Origin of the sequence: Lactobacillus bombicola (assembly GCF_900112665.1) — a bacterium.
GTDB lineage: Bacteria > Bacillota > Bacilli > Lactobacillales > Lactobacillaceae > Lactobacillus > Lactobacillus bombicola.
On record NZ_FOMN01000002.1, the window covers coordinates 251,508 to 264,923 of the forward strand.

The window sequence follows — 13,416 nt, forward strand, 5'->3', positions numbered from 1 at the left end:
TTCCCTTATTTTCAGTAATTTATTTTTTTAGTCTAGTCGCTCTATTATATGCTAAAAATCACATATTTACCAAACTACTTGTGAATTTTTACTAAATATAAAAAAATCGTCTCTTACTTGCCGCACCATAGCCAAATACTTGAATTAAGTGTCGATGCAAATCAATATTCACAACATAACCCGCAAATTCTGTTTGATGATCAATCTGTCGTTTCCAATTTTTATTATACTTAGTAGTTAAAGCATGGTTAGGACCCATCAAAGCCGAACAATTAAATAAAATATATTGAATACCATTAATTCGATATTGGTCTTCACGGTGCCGATGTCCACAAAAATAGGCGATAATCCGGGCATTTTTGACATTAGTGAAATCAAAATCATTAGCTAAGCGAAATTCCGCAGGAATACCATAGCTAGAATGCATTCGGCCTTTTTCACCTTGATTAAAGGCTACTAATAATTCATGAAGAGAACGTCCATTATATTTCAAAGCATTAGAAGCTTTACGATTAATTGGATTAGCATGGCTCATAAAAATAATATTTTTATTCGAAGACTGTTCCAAAATTTCAATAATTTCTTCAATTTGATCTTCTCTAACACCTAAGGTAATTTTGGCATCATATTTTTTGCGACCTTGCGCATCCAAATAATAGGGTAAGTCTGAAGTATTAACCGCAATAAAGCGAACATTATCTATATCATAGTAACAAACCCCATGCTGGCGTGAAATATAGTTAATCTCATCTTGCGCGTACATCTGCGGCCACATAATATGTTCGAATTCATTTTCTGGAAACGATGCTTTTAAGTCATGATGTTCATCATATTTATCATTTTCATCATGATTTCCTTTAATCATTATATATGGAATGTAGTTTGACTTAAAAGCATCACGTAATTTAATAAGTTCCCTCTCACCTAAAAATCCGGTATCTGACCCATCAATCCAATCCCCTAGGTGAACTTTTAAATCTAATAAACCTAAATTATCTAAATAGGAAAACTCACTAACATGGGTTAGCCCATTCCAACCATAAAAATCGATACTGTTGGCATCTTTATAATGGGTATCAGTAATCACACTGACATTTACCGAGTTTTCTCCTTGGCGGACATGCTTTTTTACTCGCCCAACAAATTGTTCTAAATATTCTTCAACCACGTAGCGGCGACCAGTATTCCGATTAGCAAAGGCACGATAGCAGCCTAATTCTTGATTAAAGTCACGGACATATTCCGGTTCTAACTTAGTTGTACTTTCTAAACTAAGTGCTTGATGTAAAACCCCTTCATCATCTTTATAAACCGTTAAATTATATGGCTGATTATGCGGCGTATGTTGTTCCTCATCAACCCGATATTCTCCTACAGTTAAGTAATCCTGCATCGGATCAAGTGAGACATTTTTCTTTTGCGATAATTTCTGCTCTCTTACACTACTAATCCGATTAACTAATCCTTTAGCATATCTAAAAAATTCCATTATTCTGCCTCAAGCTAAAGAAAAAGCTGGGCATTAGCCACAGCCTTCATTTTTATTTATTATTTGCCAATGCGTATGCTGCTAACCCAATTGACAAAACTGCATCTTTAGACAATACTGTTTGTAATTCTTGAGCTGCTACTGCTTGAACGGCACCAATTACCTTCAAACTATAGCTAACAACATGAAAATCGACTACATTATTATAAAAATCATCTTCGAAAGGATTTTCATGATTATAAGTCAGATTAATCTCATGTTGATCCACAAAACCATCTACGTGATTAGTTAAGATGCGATCATGCAAGTCAGTCAAGTTTGCTGATAAATTAATCAAAGTTAATTTATGATCACTCTCGGTTTCATAATATTGTTCTTGTGTCATTGCAAAGTATTCTTTGACTGGCTTATGCAGTACTTGCAAACTGTCAATTACACGATAAACAGCCTCGGCATCAAAATCTATTTCTTGGTTTAAAATACTTTCTTGGTTCATGGCCAAATCATCGGCCAAAGCCACTATAGCTAACTTTTCCATGATATCCTCCTAAAGTTCATTCTATATTATACCAAAAAAACTACTATTGCACTTTTTCAAAATAAATTTTTACTCTGTTAACAAAGAATTAATAATTATAATAATGTTTTTACTTAAAACGGACTACAATTTGTCTATTTTTATCTAAAAATATAAATTTTATTAATTTCATTGATAGCACAGCAAAAACTAACGGTAAATATAATACCCCGATAATAAAAAAAGTAATGCAGTTTTACCTGCACTACTTTTTATTTATACTAATTTTTTACGAATCCAACCAGAAATTGCATCAATAACAATTACCATGACAATAATACCGAGTAAAATAATTCCCACTCGATTCCATTGCCGATACTGTAAAGCAATTATTAAAGGATAGCCAATACCACCAGCGCCAACAAGACCAAGAATTGAAGCTGATCTAATTGAAACATCAAACCGGTATAAGGTATTAGAAATCAGGGCAGGCATTAAATTAGGTAGGATTGAAAACATGATTATATTCATTTTTGATCCACCAGCCGCAGTTACTGCCTCATTGGGACCATCATCTAAATTTTCAATTGCTTCTGAAAACAATTTAGCTAACATTCCCACTGAGTGAAAACCTAAGGCTAAAACACCAGCTGCTGAACCAGGGCCAACCGCTTTGATAAACATTAAAGCCAAAACTATTTCAGGGAATGACCGAATGACTGCTAGCACAATCTTACCTAAACGTGATAGATACCATTTTTTATGCTTTGTATGTGCTGCCCAAAAAGCAAATGGTAAAGAAATAATTGCTGAGATGAAGGTCCCTAAGAATGCAATACAAACAGTTTCCCATAATTGAGAAACTAAATCTTCACCGGTCCCATTATAAATGTAGGACCAATCAGGATTAAAAATACCTGTAAATATTGCACCAGCAATTTGGCCAGCAGTTTCCTTAATACCACCAAAATCAATCCCTGTACAAGACCAAATAATTAAGAAAACCGTAATTATTGCTATAGCCCAATGTAAGATGCGTTTTTTCCATTCAATTGGCTTAGGAGGCAATTTTTTCATAGTAGTATCCATTAGTTCATCAACGCCTCCCGTGATTTAGATGAAATGTAATCAATTAGTACCACAACCAAAATAATTACAATAATAATTGTCCCGGTTTTTGCATAGTCAAAGACTTGAAGTGTTTGTTGCAAGTACAAGCCAATCCCACCAGCACCGATATAACCAAGGACTGTTGAAGCCCGCACATTGATTTCAAAGGCATATAGGCAATATGAAATGAAGTAAGTGATAACTTGAGGTAAAACTGCAAAAACAATAATTTGCAATTTATTAGCACCTACAGCAGTTAAAGCTTCAATGGGACCTGGGTCAATTGTTTCAATGGCTTCATAAAATAATTTAACCACTATTCCAAACGTACAAATCGCCAATGCCAAGATACCTGCCACCGGACCAATACCCACAATTGCCACAAAAATTGCTCCCAGTAGTAAGTCAGGTATCGTTCTAATAATATTCATAATTACCCTTAGAATGCCGGTTACTGTTTTATTCTTAACAATATTACGTGCAATTAATAATGCATAGATAAAGGCTAAGACTGAACCAATTACAGTTCCTAAAACAGCCATCTTAATCGTCTCCAGCAGAAGCGGAATCACTGCACCAAGATATGCCCAATTCGGATGAAGCATTTGTAAGAAGATATCAGCAAATTGCCCAAAATTGCTAAAAAAAGCACCTAAACTTGTTTTAGTAACACCAGTTGAAATAAACAAACCGCCAATAAAAATAATTACCCAAATTAAGTTCCAGAATTTAAATTTTTTCTTAGGCAATGTCATTAATTTTTCTGGATCAGTGCTATTCATCTTTTTCACCACCACTGTATATTTGATTAAAGGTGGACTCTGGCGTTTCACTCATTTTGCCATCATAAATGATTTCACCAGCACGTACGCCGATTACTCGCTTACCAAATTCTTTCGCCAATTGCACGCTATGTAAATTAATAATAACTGTCATACCATGCTTTTCATTGAGCATCTTTAAATCTTGCATTACCCGCCGTGAAGTTTGGGGATCAAGTGACGCTGTAGGCTCATCAGCTAAAATAATATCAGGATTCTGAGTTAAAACCCGAGCAATGGCTACACGTTGCTGCTGACCTCCTGAAAGTTCATCAGCTCGGCTATATACTTTATCAGCCAAATCAACCTGTTGCAGAGCATCATATGCTCTTTGTTTATCCTCTTTAGTAAATAGATTTAGGGTGCTTTTCCAAGTTGGATAATATGCTACCCGCCCAGTTAAAACATTACGTAAGACACTCGAGCGCTTAACTAAATTAAAGCTTTGAAAAATCATTCCAATATTACGGCGCAACATTCTAAGCTCTTTACCTTTAGCCTTAGTAATTGACTCACCAGCAATTAAAATATCACCGGCACTAATGTCGATTAAGCGGTTGATTGAACGCAGCAAAGTTGATTTTCCTGCACCAGATAAGCCAACAATAACGACAAATTCACCCTTATTAATAGTTAAATTGATATCTTTTAAACCAACAATATCTTTACCATAAATTTTATTTACATTTTTTAATTCAATTATTGGTTTAACTGCAGAATCTGCCATTATATACTTCCTTTTTTATTTTTTAGTTGATTCGATAATCTCTTCATATTTACGAACTGTATTAAAATCGCTGTCTTTACTATTGACATACCCTTCGTGCGTATAAATACTTTCGATAATCTTCTTACCTTTCTTTGATTTACCAATATCAATAAAGGCATTAGCTAACTTTTTCCGAAATGATTTAGGCATACTTGGAACAACCGAAATTGTGTCATTAGGAATTGGCTTGGTAAAGTAAATTGGCACAACTTGTTTCATAATATTAGGATTATCATCTTTAACGATGGTCCGTGCATCTTCGAAAACAAAAGCTGCATCCGTATCACCGTTTAAAACATTTAAAACAGATTGATCTTGACCTGTAACAGTTACTAATTTGCAACTCTTTCTTACATCAAGGCCTTTTTCCTTTAATTCAGCAATGGGATATACGTAACCAGCTGAAGAGGTCGGACTTTGAATGGAAATTGATTTCCCTTTTAAATCTTTCCAAGTTTTAATCTTAGAACCCTTTTTAACTAAAATTTCTGCACGATAATAGTTAACCAACTCTTTAGTTGGCCGACCATCAGGTTGCTTAACGCCATATCTTTGAGCTTGCAGTAGAACATCTGCTGCTTTTTGCTTATGTGCTAAAACATATCCATTTGGTGGTAAAAAGCCTACATCAACTTTTTTAGACTTCATTGCTTCAACTACCGTGTTATAGTCCGTTGACATTGAAACATGGACTGGAATGCCTAAGCGGTCAGATAACATTTTTTCTAGCGGCTTGGCCCTTGATTCTAGTTTAGTTGCCGCTTGACTTGGTACAAACTGAACATTTAAAGATTTAGGTGCGGCATTATCTGTACTCTTACTTTTACTTGAGTTACCTGAACAAGCAGTCGCCATCACAGCTACCAGCATCACCGCAAAACCAGCAAGTATTTTTTTAAATTTATTCATCATGCCCTCCCAGACATAAAAAAAGACTTTAGCTAAGAACACAAGCGTGAGTCATACTAAGTCTTTTACCAACAATATTATTTAAAAAGCGAACAATAACATCATTTTTAAAGAAACAAAAAAGCTTAACTGCAAAATCTCTAATGGATACTTCATTTTGCATCAGCCTTTGCCCCCTTTCGATGCTTTGGTAATTATTCTATCAAATAATAACAGAAATACTTTATTTAGCAAAGTAAAATATATAAAAATAGCTCATATAAATTAAAAATTATTTTTTGATTGTATCCATAATTTTATTATATTGTCTAATGGTGTCATAGTCACTATCTTTAGCGTGAACATAGCCTTCATGACTATAGACACTCTCTATAATTTTCTTACCCGCTTTAGACTTACCGATAGCAATAAACGCTTTAGCTAATTTTTTCCGAAAATTTTTAGGCATACTGGAAATAACTGAAATCGTATCGTTGGGAATTGGTTTGGTGAAGTAAATAGGCACAACTTTAGTCATAATATCAGGCTCATCATGTTTTACAATATTGCGCGCATCCTCAAAAACAAAGGCTGCATCCGTATCACCATTTAAAACATTCAACACCCCTTGGTCAGCTCCTTTAACAGAAACAACTTTACAGCTCTTTGTAACATCTAACCCCTTTTGTTTTAATTCAGCAACGGGGAAAACATAACCTGAGTCTGAGGTAATGTCCTGAACAGAAATTGATTTACCTTTAAGATCTTTCCAGGTTTTAATAGCAGAATCTTTTTTAACTAAAATTTCACCACGATAAAAGTTGACTAACTTTTTAGTTGTCACTCCACCGGGTTGCTTTATACCATAGCGAACTGCTTGTAAGAGCAAATCAGCTGCTTTTTGCTTATGTGCCATGATATAAGCATCAGAAGGCAAAAAACCCACATCAACTTTCTTAGACTTCATTGCCTCAACTAGCCCGCTGTAATCAGTTGACATTGAAACATGGACTGGAATGCCTAACCGCTTAGAAAGTAATTTTTCCATTGGCTTTGCCCGCGCTTCTAACTTATTAGCAGCAGAGCTGGGAACAAATTGGACATTAAGTGACTTGGGTTCATTACTACTTGAAGACGTTTTTTTATTTGCACACGCCGTTAAATTAGCTGCAAATAGTACGGCCATCATTATTACAAGAAATTGCTTGACTTTTTTCATTTCTATAATACTCCTATATTCCATGTACAAACTGAATCTTTTTAATTAAAATGGCAAACTTATTTAATCAGTTTCAGTTAAATTACGTTCAATACATTTAAATACTATCATTAATATTCGCAAATTTATAGGTTAATATTATTAATTTTTTCCTGTACGTTTATGCTATTATTTAAATACGAACATTTTATTTATGCTTTTCGTAAATAAAAAACATACGATTTACTCGTATGTTCCAGTTAATTATTGTTTTTATTTTGCTTTAACTATAGTTCGGATTACTCTTCAAATTACTTAATTGGCTTATTGTTAATATCTGTTCTAACAATTAAGACATCTGCTAATGCATGTTGATTGACATATTCAGTTACTGAGCCCATTAGCATTCTTTCAACAGCGTTTAAACCAGTTGAACTCATGATAATTAAATCGTCATGATGATCCTGAATAAAGTCATAAGAAATAATAGCCTTGGGACTACCATAACGAATATGATAATCAAGATTGTCAAAACCAAGGCTATCATGAGCCCAATCTTTTAAACTTTTTAAATATTTTTCTGCATCTTGAGTCATTTGATAAATAGTATCACCTGTAATTACAGTATCTTGGATTTCGCCCAAAAATTGTCTAGTATCAATTACATTTAACAGATCAAGATGAGCATCCACATCCATTGCTATTTTTACTGCCTTATCAAAAGCACGTTCGGCTGCTTCAGAACCATCAACCGGCACTAAAATCTGTTCTTTTTTCATAGTCATAATCCACCCTTTATTAATGTACAATCCTTAATTTTCTATATTTTAACATATTTTAGCCTTAGTAATTTTGGGGAATTTCTTGGAATTGTTTGTACCTTAGTTTATTGCTAAAATGATATTGGAACTCAAAGTGTAAAAGGTGGAGAATTTAATGACTAAAAATTTAACAAATCAACTTATCCCAATCAAGAATGGCCGTAATTTTCGCGAACTTGGCGGCTATAAAACTATGGATGGTAAAACCATTAAAAAGCATAAACTACTTAGAACAGCTAATTGGGCGACACTAGATGAAGCTGACCTTCAATTTCTACAAGATTATGGTGCTAAGTATATCGTTGATTTTAGAAGTAAAGACGAAGTAGACCAAGAACCTGATCGTGTTCCTGAAGGGGTAACATACAATTTCAACCCAGTTTTCAGTGAAGATTTAACTAATTCTTCTAAGGGAATTGATGAAATTATTAGTCAAGAAAATGATGATCCTAAAGCCGGCTTTAACCATATGTTTATTGCCTATGATGATATGATTAAAAGTGAATCAGCTCAAAAAGCATATCGTAAGTTTTTTGACATTTTATTGGCTAACACAGAATCCGATAAAAGTGTACTATTTCACTGTACTGCTGGTAAAGACCGGACTGGCTTAGCAGCAATCTTAATTTTATCTGCTTTGAATGTACCGCTTGAAACCATTAGAGCAGACTATTTATTTACCAATATCGCCACTAAAGATTTCGTTAATAACTTTTTGCAAAAGGCCAAAGACGAGGGTGCCAATGATGCAGCAATTAGTAATTTAAGAGACTTACAAACTGTTTGCCCAGAGTATTTTGATTACGTTATCAATACTATAAATAAAAATTATGGTAGTCTAGAAAACTATTTGCATGATATCATGAGACTAACTGATGATAAAATTGTTCAATTACGCAAAATTTATCTAGATTAAAATGCTAAGGAGAGAAAAATGGGTAAAACAAAGACCGTTTATTTTGGCGCAGGCTGGTTTAACGAAAAACAAAACAAGGCATATCAAGAAGCAATGTCAGCTTTAGCACAAAATCCAACAATTGACCTTGAAAACAGTTATGTTCCATTAGACCACCAATATAAGGGTATTAACGTGGCAGAGCATCCCGAATACTTACATGATCGAGAATGGGCAAATGCTACTTATCGGGGTGACTTAACTGGTATTAAAGCAAATGACGTCATGATTGGCGTTTATCTTCCTGATGAAGAAGATGTAGGCCTGGGCATGGAACTGGGCTATGCGATGTCCCAAGGTAAGTATATTGTTTTAGTAATTCCTGATGAAGATTTTGGCAAATCAATTAACTTGATGAGCTGGGGTGTGTGTGATAATGCCATCAAAATTAGCGAGTTAAAAGATTTTGATTTTAACAAACCAACTTTCAATTTTTATGATGGTGGTGTCTACTAAACTAAAACAAAAACCGTTTCACAAGATGTGAAGCGGTTTTTTTCGTATTTCAATTTTAAGCCTGATACCGTGACTCTCCTTCTAAGTAGGTTTCACTCAAAGTCATATCTTGATTTAATACTAAAAAATCAGCTGCCTTGTCAGGAGCAATTGAACCACACTTATCTAAAACATGGGCACTTTTAGCAGGTACATAAGCAGCCATCATTACTGCTTCTTCTGGTGTGGCCACATTCCAATCAACAACATTCTTTAAAGCAGTATTAAGCTGCAAAATACTACCAGCCAGGTTATCACCTGTTTTAAGACGGGCCATCCCATCTTTAACATAAACTGGTAATTCACCAAGCATATAATCTCCATCGGGCATCATTCCAGCTTCCATACAATCTGTTATCAAACAAATGTGTTCTGGTCCCTTAGCCTTAATCAAGGCACGGACCATTTCCTTATTCACATGGTGCCCATCACAGATTAATTCGGCAGTTACATTATTTAAGGCCATTGCTGCATTAGAAATGGAAGTATCATGATGAGCCGGATCAGGCATGCCATTAAAAGTATGAGTAAACATTGAAGCCCCTGCCTCAATACCAGCCTTGGCTTGGGTATAATCGGCACTAGAGTGTCCTAAAGCAACAACTACTCCTTCTTTAACAACTGCCCGAATAAATTCTTTGGCACCCTTTCTTTCTGGTGCAAGTGAAATTTTATTTAATAAGCCTTGCGAATCCTCACGCCACTGCTTAAATTGATCAATATCCGGATCAAGCAAATACTTAGGATTTTCTGCCCCAGCATGTTCGGCAGTAAAATATGGTCCTTCAAAATGGAGCCCTTGAATTTTAGCACCAGTTTCTTCACCTTTATGCTCACCAAACATTCGGCAAATTTCAGTTAAAGTTGTTGCACTAGCAGTATATGTGGTCGGTAACCAACTAGTTACACCTGATTGTAAAAAACCTTCTGACAGCCGATTAACACCGGCCCAGTCGCTACGCATTATATCTTCATTAAGAGAGCCATGAACATGTGTGTCAACTAAACCTGGGGCAATCCACTTGCCGCTGTAGTCAATAATTTTACCTTGAGGTTTTTCATTTTCAGAATAGTAAAAGCCAAATTTACCATTATCTTGAATTTCTAAGTAACCACCATCTTCAGTTACATTTTCAAGAAAAAATTTATCTGCATGGATATAATAAGTCATTATTTTACCTTTCTTTACAAAATTCAGCTTAATATTTTCATCTTCATTTTAGCTTAATAAATTTACCTTTACCAGTTCAATCACAAATACTACAGAAAGTTTCTATTTTTTAGTTATAATAGTAGTAAGAATAGTTAACAGGAAAGCAATAATTATGATACAAAAAACAAACAAACATCAATTAGGAGCATTGACTGGTGCTAACAGATGTGAAAACTTTTACGAATTACACTTTGCTACCGGAGAAGTAGCACATTTTTACATTTTAGCAGATGGTATTTTTCGCTTTTTACTTGATCCAGAACAAAACTTCAATGAAAACCGTACAACTTATATTCAATTAAATAATTTTGACGAAAGTGCATTTAAACTTTCACGTGTCCATGCAACCAACGATTCATTAATTATTCATGCAGGTAATTATCAAATTATTTTTGGGCAAAATCCTGTATTAATGAGCATCTTTGATGAAAAACTACATCGCATTCGTATGGCCCAGGCCAAACCACTAGAGCTATCAAATGAAGCCACAAGTGAAACTCTCGTTCAGAAAAAAAATGAATTTTATTTTGGTGGCGGCTTACAAAATGGCTATTTCAGTCATAAAGGACGCAAAATTATGATTAAGCATGATCAAATTACTGGAAAAGGCGGTATTCCGCTGCAGGTGCCATTCTTTTGGTCAAATGCTGGTTACGGTGAAATCCGTAATACTGCCCAAGAAGGTATATATGATTTTGGACAGCAAAATCCCGAACTAACATTGATTAAACATCAAGACGTGATTTTTGATAGTTTTTATATAATGGGCGAAACACCCCACTCTATCTTAAAAAAATACTATTCTTTAACTGGCCAACCCCAACTATTGCCTAAATATGCGTTGGGTTTGGGACATATTGGCAATTTCATTACTACTCTTTGGCAACCAAGTCAAGCCAAGGAGCGCAATGCCAGTCGTTTTGACAATAGTTATTATACTCGTACTAATGACCCCACTGTTGCCTCTGGTAAAGCTTCGCTTAATGGTGAGGAAGACTATCAATTTTCTGCTCGTGGTCTTATTGATCGTTATAAAGCAATGAACTTCAACTTAGCTTGGCTTATCCCCAACCATGGTGTATCAGCTGTTGATTACCAAAGATTTAATTTTTTCAATGATTATGCTATCGACCAGGGAGTTCAACCAGGATTTTGGTATGAAGGCCAGCCTACTTTACCATCTAAAAGTAGCTTTAGCTATGCACGTAATGAAACTGCAATCGATACCGACCAGAAGCAATTGCAAAGTATTTTACGACCTAAACGTCCATTAATACTGCGGGATGGCGGTTTTATGGGGATGCAAAATAAGGCAGCCTTAATTTTTGGTGATGTTGGTGGAAATTGGGAAAACATCACCACCCAAGTTGCGGGAATGATTGGAGCAAATTTATCAGGTCAACCTTTAGTAGGAGCAGCAATTGATGGTGCTCAAGGTGGCGGAAATGCTCAAATTTATGTTCGTGATTTTCAATGGAAAACCTTTACGCCCTTCTTATTTAATATCGATGATCAAAGTAATTATAGTAAAACACCATTTTCCTATAATAATAAAATAACCAATATAAATCGTGCATATCTAGCATTACATCAACAGTTACAAAGCTATTTATACACGCTAAATGCTCAAGCTCGAACTGGAAATCCCATTATGCAACCATTATTTATGGCATTTCCTGACGAACGAATAAATTATACTGAGCAATTCAACAGCGAATTTATGTTAGGTAATAATTTTTTAATTGCGCCTATCACAAACGGACGCGAAGATGCTAATTGCGATTCACGTAAAGATAATTTATATTTACCCGGCAAACATATAATGTGGATTGATCTACTTACTGGAAAAAAATATGCTGGTAACCGCGTCTATAATAATCTGTCATTTCCCCTATGGCATTTGCCAGTATTTGTGCGTGGAGGGAGTATTTTTGACTTTGGTCACCGTAATTTCTTCTTTTATCCTCAAGGAGAAAGCGAAACTGTCATTTATAATGATGATGATTTAACTGCTTTTAGCGAGCATCATTACGAAACACATATTAAAAGCATAGTTAAAGGTGAAAAGCTGACCATTACAATTGATCCAATTAAAGGCGACTACTCCGCATTAAAAACTGACCAAGAAACCCAATTAACCATAATGTGTGATTCGTATTCTGATCAAGTTACAGTAAAGATCAATGATCAAGTTATACAAATACAGCAATACGGTACAATTGATGCCTTTAATCATGCACGCGAAGGAATCTTTTATAATACTAATTATGCTTTACCAGAATTTGCTCCATATCTGCAACAAGGACAAACTGCTTTTCAAATTAAACTAGCAAATCGGAATATAACCGATGCCAAAATTGAAATTACCATTAATAATTTTTCTTATAATAGCAAAGTCATGGTACCTGCTGTTACTAATGGGCTTCTCCCATCTCCCAAATTACCGTCAGTTGATTCAAATAAAATTTCAGCCCATTCATTTGAACTTACTTGGTCTCGCCCTGGCAATGTTGAAGTTGAAATTAATCATCTTATTTATGAAGGAATTTCCGGTAAAAGTTTCACTTTCCATGAATTGACCCCCAATAATCGTTATATTATCCGTATGCGCTATGTAGCTGGAAATAAGGTATCCGAGTGGTCTGATCTTTTTGGAGTAATTACTAAACACGAAGCAATCGAAAACGCAATTGCTGATATTCTAGTCACTAGCAATTGTGAAAGTAACTCTCATCACCCACTAACTTACTTAACTGACTTAAAATTAGCTAGCGAATGGCAGACTAACCAAGTTAGCTTGCAGGATAACCCACTCAAATTAACTTTTACTTTTGATAAAGTAGAAAATTTGAGCCGGATGGTTTTTGTACCACGCAATATTGATCACAAAGCAAATCCAGTTGATGTTTCCATTTTAGTATCACCAGATGGCAAGAACTTCACCAGTTACATCGATCACTTACAATGGAAAGCAGATAGCAAAAATAAAGTAGTAGGCTTACGTGACGTAACTGCTAAAGCAATAGAACTTGCTATTTATCAATCATCTGGTTCACTAGTTGCTGCACGTGAAATTTTCTTTTATCGCGCTAAAAAATAAATTATTTACATTTAAATAATCAAAAACTGCAAAATATTAA

Annotated in this window: 13 protein-coding genes; 3 read left to right on the top strand and 10 right to left on the bottom strand. The window is 34.9% G+C overall.

What is annotated here, in order from left to right; all coding sequences use genetic code 11:
• Positions 1–91 precede the first annotated feature (91 nt).
• The 9 genes from BM203_RS02755 to BM203_RS02790 form a co-directional block, all read right to left on the bottom strand.
• Complete coding sequence (locus BM203_RS02755; RefSeq protein ID WP_090092577.1) at positions 92–1,489, bottom strand: metallophosphoesterase family protein; 1,398 nt, start codon at positions 1,487–1,489, stop codon at positions 92–94.
• Positions 1,490–1,541: 52 nt separating this feature from the next.
• On the bottom strand, positions 1,542–2,027 hold the full coding sequence (locus BM203_RS02760; protein WP_090092579.1) for a hypothetical protein: 486 nt from the start codon (positions 2,025–2,027) through the stop codon (positions 1,542–1,544).
• A 255-nt stretch (positions 2,028–2,282) separates the two neighbouring features.
• Positions 2,283–3,095 (bottom strand): phosphonate ABC transporter, permease protein PhnE, encoded by an 813-nt coding sequence (gene phnE, locus BM203_RS02765; protein WP_090092581.1) that lies wholly within the window; start codon positions 3,093–3,095, stop codon positions 2,283–2,285.
• On the bottom strand, positions 3,095–3,898 hold the full coding sequence (gene phnE, locus BM203_RS02770; RefSeq protein WP_090092583.1) for a phosphonate ABC transporter, permease protein PhnE: 804 nt from the start codon (positions 3,896–3,898) through the stop codon (positions 3,095–3,097). The genes phnE (BM203_RS02765) and phnE (BM203_RS02770) overlap by 1 nt, the downstream gene beginning before the upstream one ends.
• Complete coding sequence (gene phnC, locus BM203_RS02775) at positions 3,891–4,664, bottom strand: phosphonate ABC transporter ATP-binding protein (RefSeq protein ID WP_090092584.1); 774 nt, start codon at positions 4,662–4,664, stop codon at positions 3,891–3,893. The genes phnE (BM203_RS02770) and phnC overlap by 8 nt, the downstream gene beginning before the upstream one ends.
• Positions 4,665–4,679: 15 nt before the next feature.
• Positions 4,680–5,615 (bottom strand): phosphate/phosphite/phosphonate ABC transporter substrate-binding protein, encoded by a 936-nt coding sequence (gene phnD, locus BM203_RS02780; RefSeq protein ID WP_090092585.1) that lies wholly within the window; start codon positions 5,613–5,615, stop codon positions 4,680–4,682.
• Between the two features lie 28 nt (positions 5,616–5,643).
• Positions 5,644–5,778: a hypothetical protein gene (locus tag BM203_RS08645; RefSeq protein WP_255409639.1), complete on the bottom strand. Its 135-nt coding sequence runs from the start codon at positions 5,776–5,778 to the stop codon at positions 5,644–5,646.
• A gap of 108 nt (positions 5,779–5,886) precedes the next feature.
• Positions 5,887–6,813, bottom strand: coding sequence for a phosphate/phosphite/phosphonate ABC transporter substrate-binding protein (locus BM203_RS02785; protein WP_090092587.1), 927 nt, complete (start codon positions 6,811–6,813; stop codon positions 5,887–5,889).
• Between the two features lie 290 nt (positions 6,814–7,103).
• Positions 7,104–7,577: a universal stress protein gene (locus tag BM203_RS02790; RefSeq protein ID WP_165777845.1), complete on the bottom strand. Its 474-nt coding sequence runs from the start codon at positions 7,575–7,577 to the stop codon at positions 7,104–7,106.
• A 151-nt stretch (positions 7,578–7,728) separates the two neighbouring features.
• Between BM203_RS02790 and BM203_RS02795 the strand changes: the two genes are divergently transcribed.
• Both BM203_RS02795 and BM203_RS02800 read left to right on the top strand, forming a co-directional pair.
• Positions 7,729–8,529, top strand: coding sequence for a tyrosine-protein phosphatase (locus tag BM203_RS02795; protein ID WP_090092589.1), 801 nt, complete (start codon positions 7,729–7,731; stop codon positions 8,527–8,529).
• A gap of 18 nt (positions 8,530–8,547) precedes the next feature.
• On the top strand, positions 8,548–9,024 hold the full coding sequence (locus BM203_RS02800) for a nucleoside 2-deoxyribosyltransferase (protein ID WP_090092591.1): 477 nt from the start codon (positions 8,548–8,550) through the stop codon (positions 9,022–9,024).
• Positions 9,025–9,079: 55 nt separating this feature from the next.
• On the opposite strand, the gene nagA is transcribed toward BM203_RS02800, so the two are convergent.
• The gene (nagA, locus tag BM203_RS02805; protein WP_090092593.1) at positions 9,080–10,234 is read right to left on the bottom strand and encodes an N-acetylglucosamine-6-phosphate deacetylase; all 1,155 of its coding nucleotides are present in this window, start codon (positions 10,232–10,234) and stop codon (positions 9,080–9,082) included.
• 154 nt (positions 10,235–10,388) lie between these two features.
• On the opposite strand from nagA, the gene BM203_RS02810 reads away from it, so the two are divergent.
• The gene (locus BM203_RS02810; protein WP_090092594.1) at positions 10,389–13,376 is read left to right on the top strand and encodes a TIM-barrel domain-containing protein; all 2,988 of its coding nucleotides are present in this window, start codon (positions 10,389–10,391) and stop codon (positions 13,374–13,376) included.
• The last annotated feature ends 40 nt before the right edge of the window (positions 13,377–13,416 follow it).

Coding starts and splice junctions, on each gene's coding strand:
- BM203_RS02755 (WP_090092577.1), bottom strand. CDS start 1,489: ATGGAATTTTTTAGATATGCTAAAGGATTAGTTAATCGGATTAGTAGT.
- BM203_RS02760 (WP_090092579.1), bottom strand. CDS start 2,027: ATGGAAAAGTTAGCTATAGTGGCTTTGGCCGATGATTTGGCCATGAAC.
- phnE (WP_090092581.1), bottom strand. CDS start 3,095: ATGGATACTACTATGAAAAAATTGCCTCCTAAGCCAATTGAATGGAAA.
- phnE (WP_090092583.1), bottom strand. CDS start 3,898: ATGAATAGCACTGATCCAGAAAAATTAATGACATTGCCTAAGAAAAAA.
- phnC (WP_090092584.1), bottom strand. CDS start 4,664: ATGGCAGATTCTGCAGTTAAACCAATAATTGAATTAAAAAATGTAAAT.
- phnD (WP_090092585.1), bottom strand. CDS start 5,615: ATGAATAAATTTAAAAAAATACTTGCTGGTTTTGCGGTGATGCTGGTA.
- BM203_RS08645 (WP_255409639.1), bottom strand. CDS start 5,778: ATGCAAAATGAAGTATCCATTAGAGATTTTGCAGTTAAGCTTTTTTGT.
- BM203_RS02785 (WP_090092587.1), bottom strand. CDS start 6,813: ATGAAAAAAGTCAAGCAATTTCTTGTAATAATGATGGCCGTACTATTT.
- BM203_RS02790 (WP_165777845.1), bottom strand. CDS start 7,577: ATGACTATGAAAAAAGAACAGATTTTAGTGCCGGTTGATGGTTCTGAA.
- BM203_RS02795 (WP_090092589.1), top strand. CDS start 7,729: ATGACTAAAAATTTAACAAATCAACTTATCCCAATCAAGAATGGCCGT.
- BM203_RS02800 (WP_090092591.1), top strand. CDS start 8,548: ATGGGTAAAACAAAGACCGTTTATTTTGGCGCAGGCTGGTTTAACGAA.
- nagA (WP_090092593.1), bottom strand. CDS start 10,234: ATGACTTATTATATCCATGCAGATAAATTTTTTCTTGAAAATGTAACT.
- BM203_RS02810 (WP_090092594.1), top strand. CDS start 10,389: ATGATACAAAAAACAAACAAACATCAATTAGGAGCATTGACTGGTGCT.